13 protein-coding genes are annotated in these 16,102 nt (G+C 67.6%); 10 read left to right on the top strand and 3 right to left on the bottom strand.

Annotated elements, in window-relative coordinates; genetic code table 11:
- Positions 1 to 117 precede the first annotated feature (117 nt).
- The 3 genes from AC1Z3O_RS10390 to AC1Z3O_RS10380 all read left to right on the top strand — a co-directional run bounded on the left by AC1Z3O_RS10390 (position 118) and on the right by AC1Z3O_RS10380 (position 3,777).
- Complete coding sequence (locus tag AC1Z3O_RS10390) at positions 118 to 921, top strand: SDR family NAD(P)-dependent oxidoreductase (protein WP_483515640.1); 804 nt, start codon at positions 118 to 120, stop codon at positions 919 to 921.
- Positions 922 to 1,020: 99 nt separating this feature from the next.
- Complete coding sequence (locus tag AC1Z3O_RS10385; protein WP_483515639.1) at positions 1,021 to 2,142, top strand: DUF5938 domain-containing protein; 1,122 nt, start codon at positions 1,021 to 1,023, stop codon at positions 2,140 to 2,142.
- A gap of 84 nt (positions 2,143 to 2,226) precedes the next feature.
- Positions 2,227 to 3,777, top strand: coding sequence for an AMP-binding protein (locus AC1Z3O_RS10380; protein WP_483515638.1), 1,551 nt, complete (start codon positions 2,227 to 2,229; stop codon positions 3,775 to 3,777).
- Positions 3,778 to 3,819: 42 nt separating this feature from the next.
- Here the strand turns inward: AC1Z3O_RS10380 and AC1Z3O_RS10375 are convergent, their stop codons facing one another.
- The 3 genes from AC1Z3O_RS10375 to map form a co-directional block, all read right to left on the bottom strand.
- On the bottom strand, positions 3,820 to 5,616 hold the full coding sequence (locus AC1Z3O_RS10375) for a pseudouridine synthase (protein WP_483515637.1): 1,797 nt from the start codon (positions 5,614 to 5,616) through the stop codon (positions 3,820 to 3,822).
- A gap of 23 nt (positions 5,617 to 5,639) precedes the next feature.
- Entirely contained in the window at positions 5,640 to 8,243 is a 2,604-nt protein-coding gene (locus AC1Z3O_RS10370) for a [protein-PII] uridylyltransferase (RefSeq protein ID WP_483517573.1), read from the bottom strand.
- Between the two features lie 80 nt (positions 8,244 to 8,323).
- Complete coding sequence (gene map / locus AC1Z3O_RS10365) at positions 8,324 to 9,142, bottom strand: type I methionyl aminopeptidase (RefSeq protein ID WP_483515636.1); 819 nt, start codon at positions 9,140 to 9,142, stop codon at positions 8,324 to 8,326.
- 456 nt (positions 9,143 to 9,598) lie between these two features.
- On the opposite strand from map, the gene rpsB reads away from it, so the two are divergent.
- The 7 genes from rpsB (at position 9,599) to ispC (ending at position 16,063) form a co-directional block, all read left to right on the top strand.
- Positions 9,599 to 10,342: a 30S ribosomal protein S2 gene (rpsB, locus tag AC1Z3O_RS10360; RefSeq protein WP_483515635.1), complete on the top strand. Its 744-nt coding sequence runs from the start codon at positions 9,599 to 9,601 to the stop codon at positions 10,340 to 10,342.
- A 292-nt stretch (positions 10,343 to 10,634) separates the two neighbouring features.
- Positions 10,635 to 11,513: a translation elongation factor Ts gene (gene tsf / locus AC1Z3O_RS10355; protein WP_483515634.1), complete on the top strand. Its 879-nt coding sequence runs from the start codon at positions 10,635 to 10,637 to the stop codon at positions 11,511 to 11,513.
- Positions 11,514 to 11,796: 283 nt separating this feature from the next.
- A complete protein-coding gene (gene pyrH, locus AC1Z3O_RS10350; protein ID WP_483515633.1) occupies positions 11,797 to 12,507 on the top strand; it encodes a UMP kinase in 711 nt (236 codons plus the stop codon).
- A gap of 103 nt (positions 12,508 to 12,610) precedes the next feature.
- On the top strand, positions 12,611 to 13,171 hold the full coding sequence (frr, locus tag AC1Z3O_RS10345; protein WP_483515632.1) for a ribosome recycling factor: 561 nt from the start codon (positions 12,611 to 12,613) through the stop codon (positions 13,169 to 13,171).
- A gap of 50 nt (positions 13,172 to 13,221) precedes the next feature.
- Positions 13,222 to 13,995, top strand: a complete 774-nt coding sequence (locus AC1Z3O_RS10340; protein ID WP_483515631.1) for an isoprenyl transferase — start codon at positions 13,222 to 13,224, stop codon at positions 13,993 to 13,995.
- A gap of 59 nt (positions 13,996 to 14,054) precedes the next feature.
- A complete protein-coding gene (locus tag AC1Z3O_RS10335) occupies positions 14,055 to 14,876 on the top strand; it encodes a phosphatidate cytidylyltransferase (protein WP_483515630.1) in 822 nt (273 codons plus the stop codon).
- An 11-nt stretch (positions 14,877 to 14,887) separates the two neighbouring features.
- Complete coding sequence (gene ispC, locus AC1Z3O_RS10330; protein WP_483515629.1) at positions 14,888 to 16,063, top strand: 1-deoxy-D-xylulose-5-phosphate reductoisomerase; 1,176 nt, start codon at positions 14,888 to 14,890, stop codon at positions 16,061 to 16,063.
- Positions 16,064 to 16,102: the final 39 nt, after the last annotated feature.

Below are 16,102 nucleotides of genomic sequence, written 5' to 3'. Positions count from 1 at the left end.
TCTTGACGAGTGCCCAGGAAAATCTTGACGGCTGTCATAAATAATCTTGACACCTGTCAAGTCGATTCCTAGCATGAACCTCGTTCATCAACGCACAAACCAATAAAGGAGACATTGATGACACCCTTCCAGCTGAGCGGCCGCAAGGCCCTGGTGACGGGCTCCGCGCGCGGGATCGGCGCTGGCATCGCGCAGGCGCTGGCGCAGGCCGGTGCCGCGGTGATGATCAGCGACGTGCTGGTCGACGCCGGCGAGAGCACCGCCGCGCGCCTGCGCGACAACGGCGCCAGGGCGGCCTTCGTGCCGCTGGACGTCACGCGCGACGATGCCTGGGCCGAAGCCGTTGGTGCCACCGTGGCCGAGTTCGGCGGCTTCGACATCCTCGTCAACAATGCCGGCATCGAGATCTCGTCCCTGGTGATCGACCAGGATGCGGCGGACCTGCGGCGCATGCTGGACGTCAACGTGGTGGGCACCCTGCTGGGCCTCAAGCACGCCTTCGCGGCGATGCGCCCCGGCGGCCGGGCCGGGCAGGGCGGGGCCGTCGTCAATATTTCCTCGGTGGCGGCCACCATCGCCTTTCCGGCCATCGCCGGCTATTCCGCCACCAAGTCGGCGGTGGACAGGCTGACCCGTGTCGGCGCGCTGGAGTCCGGCAAGCTCGGCTATGGCGTGCGGGTCAACTGCATCTATCCGGGCCTGGTGCCGACCGATATGGGAATGCGGCTCGCCAGCGACGTGGTGGAGGCCGGGCTGTGGCCGGACACCGCGGCCGCCATCGGCGAGGTGGTCGGCCAGACGCCGCTGGGGCGCCTGGGCGAAGTGCGCGACATGGCCGACGTCACGGTCTTCCTGTGCTCCGACGCAGCGCGCTTCATCACCGGCGCGGGCGTGCCGGTCGATGGCGGCATGGGCATGTAGGCGCGGGCCACCGGCTCGACCGCAGCATCGGAGCATCGGGGCATCGGGGCATCGGAGCATCTGAGCATCTGAGCATCGGAGCATTCCAGGAGAACCAGGATGAGCAAGAAGAAACCCGTCGTTGTCTACGGCGCCTCGGGCTATACCGGGCGGCTCGTGTGCGAGTACCTGCGCGAATTCAATATCCCTTTCATTGCCGCGGGCCGCGATGCCGCCCGCGTGCAGTCGGTGATGGACAGGATCCCCGGCATCGAGACGGCGGATTACGAGGTCGTCGGCGTCGAGCACAAGGCAGAGGCGCTGGCCGAGCTGTTCAACGGCGCCAGCGTCGTCAGCAATATGGTGGGCCCCTTCGTCAAGTACGGGCATGAGGTGGCGCAGGCCTGCCTGGCGGCCGGCTGCCATTACCTCGATACCACCGGCGAGCAGGACTGGGTGCTCGAGGCGCAGGCGCGCTGGGGTGCCAAGTTCGCGGAGAAGGGACTGCTGCTGTCGCCCGGCGTGGCACAGATGTACACCACCGGCGAGATCGCGGCCAACCTGTGCCTGGAGACGCCCGGCGTGGACACGCTGGACATCCTGGTGCTGTGGAAGGGCTTTCCCACCTTTGCATCCACCCAGACCATCTTCACCATCCTGAAGGCGAAGTGGTACTACCTGGAGCAGAACAATTATGTGGAATGGGCGCCGGGGGCGGCCTTCGAGGTTAGCGTGCCTGGCCAGCACGCGCTGGCGCTGGCGCTGCCCTGGGGCGGCACCAGCCATCCGGTCTGGTTCAAGGACGACCCGCGTGTGTCGAACTGCAAGGTCGTCGGCGGCGTGTTTTCGCGCGAGGTGATGGAAGGGGTGATCGCCACGCAGAAAATGTTCGAGGAGAAGATCAAGCCCTTGCCGCCCGAGCAGCAGGAGGCCGCGCTGGCCGAGGTTGCCGCATCGGTGCAGGCCGGCATGCCGCCACGGGAGAATCCGCGCGTGAACATCTCGCTGGACTCGGTTCATGCAACGGGCCCGCTGGCGCGCGTGCACTGCGTGATCCACGGCAACTGCAACTACAAGCAGACCGGACTGCTGCAGGCCTATGCGGCGCATTCACTGCTGCAGCAGAAGCCCCGGCGGGTGGGCCTGGCATCGGCCTGCCAGGCCTTCGGCCACCGCGAGCTGCTGGGCACGCTCAGGAGCTTCGGCCTGGTGATGGATCCCGTGCTGACCGTCCAGCGCTGAGACCCGGGGCCACCGCCGGGCGCTGTCCGGCGGCATCCTGCGGGCATGGGCGTGCGCCTGTGCCCGCGCCATGCGGAGCAAGACATGCGTTTGACCGATTACCTGGACAAGGGAGCCACGCTGGGAGCGGCCGCGCCCTGCCTGGCCATGGGCGACACCGAGCTGAGCTATGCGCAGGTGCAGCAGTTCAGTTACCAGCTGGCCCGCGCCCTGCAGGCCGCCGGCATCCAGCCCGGCGACAAGGTGGCGATCCTTGCGGGCAACGATCCCCACGCCTTCGCCTGCGTATTCGGCATCGCGCGCGCGGCGGCAGTGTGGTGCCCGATCAATCCGCGCAACGAGGCCGCCGAGAACCGTTACGTGCTCGATGCCTTCGATTGCCGCTGCCTGCTGTTCCACAGCGACTACGCCGGACTGGTGGAGCGCATCCGCCCGGACCTGCCCAAGCTCGCGGCGCTGATCTGCCTCGACCAGGCGCTGCCGTTCGCGCCCGCGCTGCGGGACTGCCTGGCGCCGCACAGCGATGCGCCGCTGGAGGTGCCCGCCGTGAACGATGTGGCGATGATCGCCGGCACTGGCGGCACCACGGGCAAGCCAAAGGGCGTGATGCTCTCGGGCCGCAACCTGGAGTGCATGACGGCGCTGACCTTGATGGGCTATCCCTTCGCGGGGCGTCCGCGCTACCTGGCCATGGCGCCGCTGACGCATGCCGCGGGCGTGCTGTGCCTGCCGGTGATGACGCTGGGCGGGTGCATCGTGATCGTGCCGCGGCCCGACCCTGCCGAGTTCCTGCGGCTGATCGCGGCGCAGCAGATCACCCACACCTTCCTGCCGCCGACGCTGATCTACATGCTGCTGCAGCATCCGGCGCTGCCGTCGACGCGGCTGGATTCGCTGCAGTGCTTCTGGTATGGGGCAGCCCCGATTGCCGTGGCCCGGCTGGAGGAGGCGCTGCACAAGATCGGACCGGTGATGGCGCAGCTGTTCGGGCAGACCGAGGCGCCGATGATGATCTCAAGCCTGCCGCCGCGCGAGCATTTCCTCGCAGATGGCAGCATCGCGCACGCGCGCCTGGCCAGCGCCGGCCGGCCGGGGCCGCTGGTGCAGGTGGGTGTCATGGATGACGCGGGACGGATGCTGCCGCCGGGCGAGACCGGTGAGGTCGTGGTGCGGGGCTCGCTGGTGATGCTGGGCTACTACAAGGATGAGGCGGCCACGCGCGAGGCGTCCCGCCATGGCTGGCACCATACCGGTGACATCGGCTACCTGGATGCCGACGGCTACCTCTACATCGTCGACCGCGCCAAGGACATGATCATCAGCGGCGGCTTCAACGTCTATTCGGTCGAGGTCGAGCAGGCCCTGATGCAGCATCCGGCCGTGCAGGACAGCGCGGTGGTGGGGCTGCCCGATGACAAGTGGGGCGAGCGCGTCGTCGCGGTGCTGCAGTTGCATGCCGGGCAGCAGTGCTCCGCTGACGAGATCCAGGCTTTCGTCAAGGCGCGCCTGGGCAGCGTCAAGACACCCAAGCAGGTGGACATCTGGCCCGACCTGCCGCGCTCCAAGGTGGGCAAGGTGCTGAAGAAGGAGATCCGCGCGGCGCTGCTGGCGCGCGGCAAGGAAGCGGGTTCCTGAGGAGCGGGCCGCCGCGAGCGGCCCGCTGGCCCGGGGCAGCGTTTAGAACTTCTCGAACGGCCCCAGGAAGCGCCACTGGCCGGCCGGCAGGTCGCCCAGCACGATGCGGCCCATGCGCACGCGCTTGAGGCCGACCACTTCCAGGCCGACCTGCTCGCACATGCGGCGGATCTGGCGCTTGCGGCCTTCGCGCAGCACGAAGCGCAGCTGTTCCTCGTTCTGCCAGCTGACCTTGGCCGGCTTGAGCTCGACGCCGTCCAGCGACAGGCCGTGGCGCAGCTTGTCGAGCGCGTCGGCGGGGAACACCTCGGCGACGTTGCGCTCGACTCTTCCTTGCGGCGAGTGCCACACCACGCGCACCAGGTATTCCTTTTCGATGGTCGAGTCATCGCCGATCAGCTGGCGCGCCACTCTACCGTCCTGGGTCAGCACCAACAGGCCGGTGGAGTCGATGTCCAGGCGGCCGGCGGGCGCCAGGTTCTTGCGCTGCCAGGGGGCGAAGCGCTTGCGGGTCGGATCGTCCTGCCAGTGATTTTCTTCGGTGAACAGCACGGCTGCCGGCTCGTAACCGTCCTCCGCCTGTCCCGATACAAAGCCGACCGGCTTGTGCAGCAGCACGGTTACGCGCTCGCCCTGCTCGGAGCGTGCCGCCTGCAGGATCTCGATCTCGGCGTCCGGGCGCACGCGCGTGCCGAGTTCGGTCACCGGCTCGCCGTCGACCAGTACCCAGCCGCGCGGGATCCACTCATCGGCCTCGCGGCGCGAGCACAGGCCCAGTTCGGACATGCGCTTGGAGAGACGGACCAGGCCGCTGGCGTCCGTGGCGGCCGTGTCGGAGGCGCTTGCTGGTGCGGGCGCGGCGGCACGTACGCGTTTGGCACGGTCGGCGCTGTCGCTGAAGCGGCGCGCGCGGGTTTCGCTGGCCGCATCGCGCGGGCGGGCCGGAGCGTCGCCGAAGCGGCGCGGGCGTGCGCCAGACTCGGCTTCGCTACGGCGCGGCGCGGCGCCGGGGCGGCGGCCTTCGCCGTAAGCGCGGCCGCCGGCTTCCTCACTGCCGGCGCGGCGTGGGCGCGGCGCGCGCTCGCCGCTGTCGCGCCGGTCGCCCCGGTCTCCATAGGCGGGGCGGCGTGGCGCCGCGGCGTCATCGCTGCCGAAGCGGCGCGGGCCGGGCTGGCGTGCTTGCTCGCCGCGATACTCGCCCGGTGCGGGGCGGCGTCGCTCGCCTTGCGGGCGCTGGGCGCGCTCGTCGTCGCCGAAGCGGCGCGGACGCGAGGCACGCTCGTCATCGCCGAAACGGCGCGGAGGCGAGGCACGCTCGTCATCGCCGAAACGACGCGGGCGCTGGGCGCGCTCGTCGTCGCTGAAACGGCGCGGAGGCGAGGCACGCTCGTCGTCGCCGAAGCGGCGCGGGCGCTGGGCGCGCTCGTCGTCGCCGAAACGGCGCGGGCGCTGGGCGCGCTCGTCGTCGCCGAAACGGCGCGGAGGCGAGGCACGCTCGTCGTCGCCGAAACGGCGAGGCCGGGTGTCGCGCCTGTCTTCGCCGCTGCGCCGGTCTTCCGCCGGCCGCGGCGGGCGGCCGCCTGCGGTGGCGGCGCGCTGGGGTCTTGCCGTGCCGGCGGCCCTGTCGGCCTCACCGGCCGGTTTGCGAGGCTTGGCGGCTTCCTTTGCCTCGCGGACACGCTTGATGCCCTCGGCCACCTCGCGCACGCGCTGGCGGTTCAGGTCGGAGATGCGCACAGGGCGGTTGCCGCCAGGCTTGCGCGGGGCGGCTTGGGCGCCGTCGGCGCCCGTGGATTTCAGGCCCAGCGTCTTGCGCTTGGGCGAATGGCTATCGGTCATGGGGTGGGTGCCTGTGGCAGCGTTCAGACGGCGAGCGCTGCCAGCAGGTCCTTTTCAAGCTGTAACTGCAATTTGTTGTCGGCGGTGAGACGGCTGCCGTCGACCAGGAACATGTCTTCGACACGCTCGCCGAGGGTGTTGATGCGTGCGGTATGGACCGACACGCGGTGCTGCGCCAGCACGCGCGCAATGGCGTAGAGGAGGCCGGTGCGGTCGTTGGCGGACAGCGCCAGCAGGTAGTACTGGCCGCGTTCGTCCGGGCGCAGATCCACGCGCGGCTTGATCGGGAAGCTGCGCGACTGGCGCGACAACCGTCCCTGTGTCGGCTCCGGCAGAGCCGTCAGCGTATGCAGGCGCTCCGTAAGCTCGTGCTCGACCAGCGTGGCGATGTCGCGGTAGCCCTGGCCGCCGGCGTGCTGGCCCGCCTGCGTGCCCGCGATGCGCGGGTCGATCAACTGGAAGGTGTCGAGCGCGTAGCCGTGGCGCGTCGTGTGGATCTTGGCGTCCTGGATGGAAAAGGCCCTGCGCTCGAAGTAGCCGCAGATGCGCGCGAACAGGTCGGGCTGGTCCTTGACGTAGACCGCCACCTGCAGGCCCTCGCCGGCAGGGGAGATGCGTGCCTTCACCACCGGCACGTCGCTGTCGACCTTGTTGTACAGGTGGCGGGTGAGCCAGGCGATGTCGCGCGCGTCATGGCGCAGGAAGAAGGCCACGTCGAGCTGGGCCCAAAGCGGCTTGCGCAGTTCGGGGTCGAAGGCCATCAGGCGCAGTTGCGCGATCGTTTCGTCCTGGCGCTGCGACCACAGCGAGTGCGGATCGACGCGAGCGCCGCCCAGCACGCGCAGCGTGATGCGGTACAGGTCTTCGAGCAGCTTGCCCTTCCAGGCATTCCACACCTTGGGGCTGGTGCCGCGGATATCGGCCACGGTCAGCAGGTAGAGCGCGGTCAGGTAGCGTTCGCTGCCGACAGTGCGCGCGAAGGCGTGCACCACCTCCGGATCGGTCAGGTCCTGCTTCTGCGCCACATGGCTCATCGTGAGATGGTGCTCGACCAGCCAGACGATCAGGTCGGCGTCCTCGCGCGCGATGCCGTGCTGCTTGCAGAAGCGGCGCGCATCGACCCCGCCGAGCGCGGAGTGGTCGCCGCCACGGCCCTTGGCGATGTCATGGAACAGCGCCGCCACCCACAGCACCCAGGGCCGGTCGAAGCTCGCCATGAGCTGGCTGCAGAAGGGGAACTCGTGCGTGTGCTCGACGATGGCGAAGCGGCGCATATTGCGCACGACCATCAGGATGTGCTGGTCCACGGTGTAGACGTGGAACAGGTCGTGCTGCATCTGGCCGACGATGCGGCGGAAATTGATCAGGTAGCGGCCCAGCACGCTGGTCTGGTTCATCAGCCGCAGCGCGTGGGTGATGCCGTTGGGCTCCTGCACGATGGCCAGGAACTGGCGCCGGTTTTCGGGGTCGGTGCGCCAGCGCGCGTTCATCACCGTGCGGGCGTTGTAGAGGCCGCGCAGGGTGCGTGGCGACAGGCCCTTGATGCCGGGCGTGCGCTCGTACAGCAGGAAGGTCTCGAGGATGGCGCGCGGCTCGCGCTCGTAAAGGTCGTCGCTGGTGATCTCCAGCATGCCCTGGCGTTCCTCGAAACGCTCGTTGAACACGCGCGTCACCTTCGATTCGCTGGGGAACAGCATGGCCTCGATATTGAGCAGCAGCACGCTGTTGAGCTGGGTCACTGCCTTGGCAGCCCAGTAGTAGCGCCGCATCAGCTGCTCGCTGGCACGCTTGTTGGCGTTCTGGCGATAGCCGAAGGCCTCGGCCAGCGCGGTCTGCAGGTCGAACACCAGCACGTCCTGGCGCCGGCCGGCGACCAGGTGCAGGCGCGCGCGGATGGTCTTGAGCAGGCGTTCGTTGTGCGCCAGCTCCTGCGCCTCGCGCTGGGTCAGCAGCCCCTTCTGGAACAGCTCCTTCCAGCTGTCGCCGAGCCCGGCCGCCTTGGTCATCCACAGGATCACCTGCAGGTCGCGCAGGCCGCCGGGGCTTTCCTTGCAGTTCGGCTCCAGCGAGTACGGCGTGTCCTGGTACTTGGCGTGGCGCTGCCGCATCTCCAGCAACTTGGCCTGGAAGAAGGCGGCCGCATCGAGCTCGGGCCGGTAGCGCGCCTGCAGTGCCGCAAAGAGCTGCCGGTCGCCGGTCAGCAGGCGCGCTTCGAGCAGCGACGTCTGGATGGTGATGTCCTGGCTGGCCTCGCGGATGCAGTCGTCCACCGTGCGCACGGACGAGCCGATCTCCAGGCCGAGATCCCAGCACAGCCCGATGAAGCGTTCCAGCCGTCCGATGGTATCGGCATCCGGTTCGTGCGGCAGCAGCAGCAATACGTCGACGTCGGAGTGCGGAAACAGCTCACCGCGCCCGTAGCCGCCCACGGCGACCAGCGCCGCAGCCTTGGGCAGCGCCAGGCCGCGCCAGGCGGCCACCAGCGCGGCGTCGACGGCGCGGCGCAGCTGCGTGAGCAGCGGGCCGACGTGGCCGCCGGCCGTGAAGGCGTCGAACAGGACCTGCTTGTCAGCCTTGAGCTTGTCGCGTACCTGCGCGGCGAGCTGCGCTTCAGGCTGAGCGGCCATCGGGGTGGGAAGGGCGTTGGCGGACACGGCGGGCGGGAAGGGATGTAAGAAGGGCGCCGCTCCGGCGCCCGCTGCATCGATCAGACGGCCAGGGATTCCGTGACGAAGGCCGGCGGGGCCTGCGTGCCGGCGGAGACCGTCAGCACATCGAAGCCGGTCTCGGTCACCAGCACCGTGTGCTCCCATTGCGCCGAGAGGCTGCGGTCGCGCGTCTTGACGGTCCAGTGGTCGGGCATGGTGCGGATGTCGCGCTTGCCGGCGTTGATCATCGGCTCGACGGTGAAGATCATGCCCGTCTTGATTTCCATGCCGGTGCCCGGACGGCCATAATGCAGGATCTGCGGGTCCTCGTGGAAGTTCTTGCCGATGCCGTGGCCGCAGTACTCGCGCACCACGCTGTAGCCGGCGGCTTCCGCATGCACCTGGATGGCGTGGCCGATGTCGCCCAACCGGGCGCCGTTGCGCACCTGGGCAATGCCCTTCCACATGCATTCGAAGGTGACCTGGGCCAGGCGCTTGGCCAGGATCGAGCCTTCACCGGCGATGAACATGCGGCTGGTGTCGCCGTAATAGCCTTCCTTGGTGATGACCGTGATGTCGAGGTTCACCGCGTCGCCGCTCTTGAGCACGCGCTCACCGGGAATGCCGTGGCAGATCACGTCGTTGACCGAGGTGCAGATGGCGGCGGGGAAGGGCGGGTAGCCGGGCGGCGCATAGTTCAGCGGCGCGGGAACCGTGCCTTGCACGTCACGCATATAGGCGTGGCAGAGGCGGTCCAGTTCGCCAGTGGTGACGCCGGGCTTGACGAAGGGGGTGATGTAGTCGAGGACTTCCGATGCGAGGCGGCAGGCCACCCGCATTTGCGCGATGTCTTCGGCGGAGTTCAGTGTGATGCTCATGCTGGGGCGCCAAAAAAATGTGACGGCGAAGGCATGGCCTGCGCCGTTGTGATCGATTCGTAAAGGTGAATTATCGCACCTTCGGCGGCCAACCGCAGCCTGGCGACCAGTAAATGGCGCCGGAAGGTGCGCCAGAAGGGGCGCCGCAAGGCCGGCTCGCGGCCAGGGCGGACATTGTTCTCCTGCGCTCTCTCTTGCCCCTTTCGTACCCCACTTTCGCACCATTGGCGCTACTTGAGCGCTGCCCCGGTTGTTGCTACAATGTTGGGCTGTCCTGATGGTGTTCGCGCAGTGCTTCCTGCCTCATTTCCAGTGAGGGTGCGGTGGTTGAGGCGGCGCAAGATGCACGTCAGGGCAGTCAATTGTAAATCGGTAAATCACGAGTCCGTCCATCCGGGGTGTTCCTGTTGAGGAATGTCGGGGCGGACTTCAGACCCAACCCTTATGGAGAATCACATGTCCGTCACCATGCGCGAAATGCTGGAAGCCGGTTGCCACTTTGGCCACCAGACCCGCTTCTGGAACCCGAAGATGGCCCCCTACATCTTCGGTCATCGCAACAAGATCCACATTATCAACCTCGAAAAGACCCTGCCGATGTTCCAGGACGCGCTGAAGTACGTGCGTCAGCTGGCAGCGAACCGCGGCACCATTCTTTTCGTGGGCACCAAGCGCCAGTCGCGCGAGATCCTGGCTGAGGAAGCCGGCCGCGCAGGCATGCCCTACGTCGACGCCCGCTGGCTCGGCGGCATGCTGACCAACTTCAAGACGGTCAAGATCTCGATCAAGCGCCTGAAGGACATGGAAGCCGCCAAGGAAGCCGGCGCGCTGGAAACCATGAGCAAGAAGGAAGCGCTGATGTTCGAGCGCGAGATGGAAAAGCTGGAAAAGTCCATCGGCGGCATCAAGGACATGAACGGCATTCCTGACGCCATCTTCGTGGTCGACGTCGGCTACCACAAGATCGCCGTGACCGAAGCCAAGAAGCTGGGCATCCCCGTGATCGGCGTGGTCGACACGAACCACTCGCCCGAAGGCATCGACTACGTGGTCCCGGGTAACGATGACTCCAGCAAGGCTGTCGCACTGTACGTGCGCGGCGTGGCTGACGCCATCCTGGAAGGCCGCGCCAACGCGGTGCAGGAAGTGGTGGAAGCCGTGCGCGAAGGCGACGAGTTCGTCGAGGTTCACGAAGGCTGAACCCCTTTCGCCGCGCGGGCCCTGGAGGGACCGCGCAGCGGCTGGCGATGACGGGAACTCGTTTGCTGCCGGCCGCAAGGCTGGCGCGCTGCGCGAAGCCGGGATACGCCGGCGGCCAGTGGCGCCAAGAGAGCAGGGCGATAAAAAGGGGGCACACAAGGCCCCCTTTTTTTGAATTGTTGTCATCCGCCGCAGGCATCATCTGCCGCGGGTGAGTAGGTAAGCATCCCGGACCGGCCGGACGCCAGCACGATGGCGGCCGGGCCGGCGAGAACCAATCAAGGAGTGACAAATGGCGGCAATTACCGCAAGCATGGTGGCTGAACTGCGCGCGAAGACCGACGCGCCGATGATGGAATGCAAGAAGGCCCTGACCGAGGCCGAAGGCAACATGGAGAAGGCCGAGGAACTGCTGCGCGTGAAGCTGGGCAACAAGGCCAGCAAGGCCGCGTCGCGCGTCACGGCTGAAGGCGTGGTTGCTTCCTTCATCGACGGCAGCACTGGCGCGCTGGTCGAAATGAACTGCGAGACCGATTTCGTATCGAAGAACGACGACTTCCTGGCCTTCTCGGCCAAGATCGCCGAACTGGTCGCCAAGCAGAACCCGGCCGACGTGGCCGCCCTGTCGGCGCTGGAAATCGACGGCGTGAGCGTGGAAGCCACCCGCATGGCCCTGATCGGCAAGATCGGCGAGAACCTGGCGATCCGCCGCTTCGTGCGCTACGCGGATGGCGGCAAGCTGGTTTCGTACCTGCACGGCACCCGCATCGGCGTGATGGTCCAGTTCGACGGCGACGAAACCGCCGCCAAGGACGTGGCCATGCACATTGCCGCGATGAAGCCGGTGTCGCTGTCGTCCGCCGAAGTGCCCGCCGACCTGATCGCCAAGGAGCGCAGCATCGCCGAGCAGAAGGCTGCCGAGTCGGGCAAGCCGGCCGAGATCGCCGCCAAGATGGTGGAAGGCTCGGTGCAGAAGTACCTGAAGGAAGTGTCGCTGCTGAACCAGCCGTTCGTGAAGAACGACAAGCAGACCGTCGAGCAGATGCTCAAGGCTGCCAACACCACGGTCAAGGGTTTCACCCTGTACGTGGTTGGTGAAGGCATCGAGAAGAAGCAAGACGACTTCGCTGCTGAAGTGGCTGCCCAAGTGGCCGCTGCCCAGAAGGGCTGAGTCGGAACGGGCTGCCGCCAGCCTCGGAAATGAGGCAGGGCGGCCCCGTATAATGCCGAGAGGGGCGCCGTAAGGTGCCCCTCTGCACAAATGTGACTTGGGCGCATCATGCGTCGGGGTCGCCACAGACGGCTTCCGCCGTCGCCTGCGCGGACGGTACCACCGTGCGCGGGGCAGACGACGGCGAAAACCGGTCTTTCTTGCGCGGCGGCGCGCCGATCCGCGCCGCGCGCTTTCAAACATCCGTTCGAACTAGCGTTCCGAACCAGCCCCGAGGGTGAATATGCCAGCCTATAAGCGCGTCCTATTGAAACTGTCCGGTGAGGCCCTGATGGGCGACGATGCCTTCGGCATCAACCGTGCCACCATCGAGGGCATGGTGAATGACATCGCCGAGATCGTAAGGCTCGGCGTGCAGGTGGCAGTGGTCATCGGCGGCGGCAATATCTTCCGTGGCGTCGCCGGCGGCGCCGCGGGCATGGACCGCGCCACGGCGGACTACATGGGCATGCTGGCCACCATGATGAACGCGCTGGCCCTGCAGGACGCCATGCGCCACGCCAATATCGAGGGCCGCGTGCAGTCCGCGCTGCGCATGGACCAGGTGGTCGAGCCCTACATCCGCCCCCGCGCCATCCGCCAGCTCGAAGAGGGCAAGGTGGTGATCTTCGCCGCCGGCACTGGCAATCCCTTCTTCACGACCGATACGGCCGCCGCGCTGCGCGGCTCGGAAATCGGCGCGGAGATCGTGCTCAAGGCCACCAAGGTGGACGGCGTGTACACGGCCGACCCGAAGAAGGACCCGAGCGCCACGCGCTACACGACGATCACCTTCGACGAGGCGATCTCGCGCAATCTGCAGGTGATGGACGCCACCGCCTTCGCGCTGTGCCGCGACCAGAAGCTGCCGATCAAGGTGTTCTCCATCGTCAAGCCGGGCGCGCTCAAGCGCGTGATCCTGGGCGAGGACGAAGGCACGCTGGTACACGTGTAAAGTGCTGGCGCGGCGCCCGAAGTGGCGCGCGTGCCGGCAAAGAGTAGAATGATTCATTTTCGGCCCCGCTGGGCGGGGCCTTGATTGGCATTTGGAGGTAATGATGAGCGTCGCCGACATCAAGAAAAGCGTCGAGCAGAAGATGCAGAAATCGATCGAGGCATTCAAGGCCGACCTGGCCAAGATCCGCACCGGTCGCGCGCATACCGGTCTGCTCGACCACATCCAGGTCGACTACTACGGCTCCATGGTGCCCGTTAACCAGGTTGCCAACGTGGGCCTGGCCGACGCCCGCACCATCAGCGTGCAGCCGTTTGAAAAGAAGATGGTCGGTGCGGTGGAAAAGGCCATCCGCGACTCCGACCTGGGTCTGAATCCCTCGACCATGGGCGACGTGATCCGCGTGCCGATGCCCGCGCTGACCGAGGAGCGCCGCAAGGAACTTACCAAGGTGGTCAAGTCAGAAGGCGAGAGCGCTAAGGTGGCCGTGCGCAACCTGCGCCGCGATGCCAACGAGCAGTTCAAGAAGCTGGTCAAGGACAAGACCATCTCCGAGGACGATGATCGCCGCGGCCAGGACGAGGTGCAGAAGCTGACGGACAAGTACGTGGCCGAGATCGACAAGATGGTTGCTGAAAAGGACAAGGAGATCATGACGGTCTGAACCGGGTGCCGGCGGCATGCCGCCGGCACCGCGGACGACCGTCCCACATCATGCAGCACATCAGTTCCACGCTTGGCGTACCCGATACCGGCTATGTGCCCCGGCATGTCGCCATCATCATGGATGGCAACGGCCGCTGGGCGACCCAGCGGTTCCTGCCGCGCGTCGCCGGCCACACGCGGGGCCTGGAGGCCGTGCGGGCGATTGTCGAGGCCTGCGCCGCGCGTGGCGTGCGGTACCTGACGCTGTTCGCCTTCAGTTCGGAGAACTGGCGCCGGCCGGCCGACGAGGTCTCCTTCCTGATGCGGCTGTTCATGTCCGCCTTGCGCCGCGAGGTGGTCAAGATGCATGCCAACAACATCCGGCTCAAGGTGGTTGGGGACCTGGATCGCTTCAGCCCCCGCATCCAGCAGCTGATCCAGGACGCTGAGGCGCGCACCGCGGCCAATACCGGGCTGACGGTGACCATCGCCGCCAACTACGGCGGCCGCTGGGACCTGCTGCAGGCCATGCGCAAGATGCTGGCACACTCGCCCATGCTCGATCCCGAAGCGATCAGCGAGGACTTGCTGGCGCCGCACCTGGCGATGGCCTATGCGCCCGAGCCGGACCTGTTCATCCGCACCGGCGGAGAGCAGCGCATCAGCAATTTCCTGCTGTGGCAGCTGGCTTACTCCGAACTGTATTTCACCGACATTTTCTGGCCCGACTTCGACGCCGCGGAGCTGGACAAGGCCTTCGCCTCGTACCGGCAGCGCGAGCGCCGCTTCGGACGTACCAGTGCGCAGGTAGTGGCGCCTTCGGGCCTGTCCGGCACGGCCTGAGGGCCGGCCGTCGCCAACCACGCCTCGCACTGAAACCGCTCTTCGGGAACCCGCGGTACATGCTCATCACCCGTGTTATCACCGCGCTGTGCCTGCTGCTGGTGCTCCTGCCCATCCTGTTCCTGGCGCCACCGGCGGCGCTGGGGGGGCTGGTGGCCGTGATCGTGCTGCTCGCCGGCTGGGAGTTCGGCCGGCTGATCGGGCTGCACGGGGCCTGGTCGTGGGGCTATGGTGCGGCCTGCCTGCTGGCGCTGTTCGGCTGGCAGGCCTTGTCGGACCCCGCGCTGATGGCGCGGCTGCTGCAGGCCGCCGTGGTGTGCTGGGGCGTGGCCCTGGTGCTGCTCGCGCGCGGCGTGCGACGTGCCACGCCCGGGTTCACCGCCCTTGGTGCGGTGCTCGGACTGGTCATGCTGCCAGCCTTCGGCGAGGCCACCATGCTGCTGCGCCATGCCGGCATCGGCGTGCTGCTGTCGGTGGCGGTCCTGGTCTGGGCTGCGGACATCGGCGCGTATTTCGTCGGCAAGGCGCTCGGCCGGCGCAAGCTGGCGCCTACCATCAGCCCGGGCAAGTCCTGGGAGGGGGCGCTGGGCGGCTGGCTGCTGGCCTCGCTGATAGCGCTGTGGCTCGCCGTCAGCCATGTGTTGGCCCCGACCTGGTTTTCGCGCGGTGCCGATGCCTTGGGCCTGTTGCCGGTGGCGCTTCTGGTCACGCTGCTGGTGGCGGCCAGCGTGATCGGTGACCTCTTCGAGTCGCTGCTCAAGCGCCAGGTCGGCATGAAGGACAGCAGTGGCCTGCTGCCTGGCCACGGCGGCGTGCTCGACCGCATCGACGCGCTGCTTCCCGTTTTTCCGCTGGCCGCGCTGCTGGCGACTTTCTTCTGAACCAAGCTGATATGCAACGCCTTACCATCCTCGGGGCCACAGGCTCGATCGGCGACAGTACGCTGGACGTCGTCAGGCGCCATCCCGACCGCTACACCGTCCATGCCTTGTCCGCGCACCGCCAGGTCGAGAAGCTGGCGGCGCAGTGCGTCGAGTTCCGGCCCGAGCGGGCCGTGATGGGGTCGGCCGAGGCCGCGCAGGAGCTGGAAGGGCGCCTGCGTGCCGCCGGCCTCAAGACGGTGGTGGAATGGGGCGAGGCCGCGCTGGAGTCGATCGCCGCCGACGCTGCCACGGACGCCGTGATGGCCGCCATCGTCGGCGCGGCGGGGCTGCGCCCCTCGCTCGCCGCGGCGCGGGCCGGCAAGCGCGTGCTGCTGGCCAACAAGGAAGCGCTGGTGATGTCGGGCAACATCTTCATGGACGCGGTGCGCGAGCACGGCGCCACGCTGCTGCCCATCGACAGCGAGCACAACGCGATCTTCCAATGCCTGCCGGCCGATGACCCGCGCTACCGCGCCGGGGTGTCCAAGGTGCTGCTGACCGCCTCGGGCGGTCCGTTCCGCACGCGCGATCCGCACACCCTGCACGACGTGACGCCGGACCAGGCCTGCGCCCATCCCAATTGGTCGATGGGCCGAAAGATTTCGGTCGATTCGGCGACCATGATGAACAAGGGCCTGGAGGTGATCGAGGCGCACTGGCTGTTTGGCGCGCCCGCCGACCGCATCGAGGTGCTGATCCACCCGCAGAGCATCGTGCACTCGATGGTGGCCTATGCCGACGGTTCGGTGCTGGCGCAGTTGGGCAACCCTGACATGCGTACGCCGATCGCCTACGGCCTGGCCTACCCGGAGCGGATCGATTCCGGCGTGTCGCCGCTGGATCTGACCCGCGCGGGCGCCCTGGTGTTCGAGCATCCTGACCTGGAGCGCTTCCCCTGCCTGGCGCTGGCCTTCGACGCACTGCGCGCCGGCGGCGTCGCGCCTGCCGTGCTGAATGCGGCCAACGAGGTGGCGGTCGAGGCCTTCCTGCAAGGAGCGATCCGCTTCACCGATATCGCCCGCGTCGTCGCCCGCGTGCTCGAGCGTCCAGCCGATGGCGAGGCCGGCTCTCTGGCCGGCGTGATGGCTGCCGATGCCGGCGCGCGCCGCGACGCGCGCGAGCTGTTGGGCACAGTGGCGGCCTGATCGGCAGGCGCGCCGCGTGCTTCTGCCACAATAGCGCCA

Source organism: Cupriavidus sp. 09_S30 (assembly GCF_056930435.1).
This window is presented reverse-complemented; position numbering and strand designations above follow the sequence as displayed.